The sequence below is a fragment of the Streptomyces katrae genome (genome assembly GCF_000966975.1).
GTDB classification, from domain to species: Bacteria; Actinomycetota; Actinomycetes; order Streptomycetales; family Streptomycetaceae; genus Streptomyces; species Streptomyces katrae.
The window spans coordinates 1-556 of sequence record NZ_JZWV01001764.1 but is presented as its reverse complement, the minus strand read 5'-3'; the positions used below and the strand labels follow the sequence as shown (position 1 = coordinate 556).

1 protein-coding gene and 1 tRNA gene are annotated in these 556 nt (G+C 73.6%); one reads left to right on the top strand and one right to left on the bottom strand.

The features are described 5' to 3' along the window. Positions 1-90: 90 nt before the first annotated feature. Positions 91-165 (bottom strand) — tRNA-Ala (locus VR44_RS40505). A 67-nt stretch (positions 166-232) separates the two neighbouring features. On the opposite strand from VR44_RS40505, the gene VR44_RS46280 reads away from it, so the two are divergent. After that, a partial coding sequence (locus VR44_RS46280; protein ID WP_045952707.1) for a hypothetical protein occupies positions 233-556 on the top strand: 324 nt, incomplete at its 3' end.

The following is a 556-nucleotide window of genomic DNA, read 5'->3' as shown; positions in this document are numbered from 1 at the left end:
CCTCCTGAGCAAGGAGGCGCAACGACCTCTGTGCTACGACCCCGTCCTTGCCGTTCATCCAACCACGGAGGGGTGAGGGAGGTGCAGGGGGGCGGGGCGGCCGGATTCGAACCGGCGTCCTCCTCCATGCTGTGTAGGCGCACTACCTCTGTGCTACGACCCCGCCCTTGTGTTCGACCTTATGTGGGCCGGGGGCGGGTGCGCACCCGGATTTCCCCGGCATGATGTGTCCATGCCTGGATTCCTCCTGCGCAACTTCCTGCTCCTCGCGGTGGAGTCCGGGGCCGCCGCGCTGCTGCGTGATCCCGGGACGCCGTGGATCCCCGTGCTGCTGGCGGTGTTCGTGGCGGGCTCGGCCGTGCCGCACGGCACCGAGGCGGAGTTGGGGGGCCGGTTCCTCGTCGCGCTCACCGCGGTGGGGGTGGCCCTGGCCGGGGCCGGCGCCTGGGAGGGACACGGGCTCGCGGCCACGGCGGGGCTGGCGGTGCTGCTGCTGGTCCAGACGGCGGCGCTGCTGCGGCTCTCGCGGGGCGGGCGGGGGCGGCCGGTGCGGCGG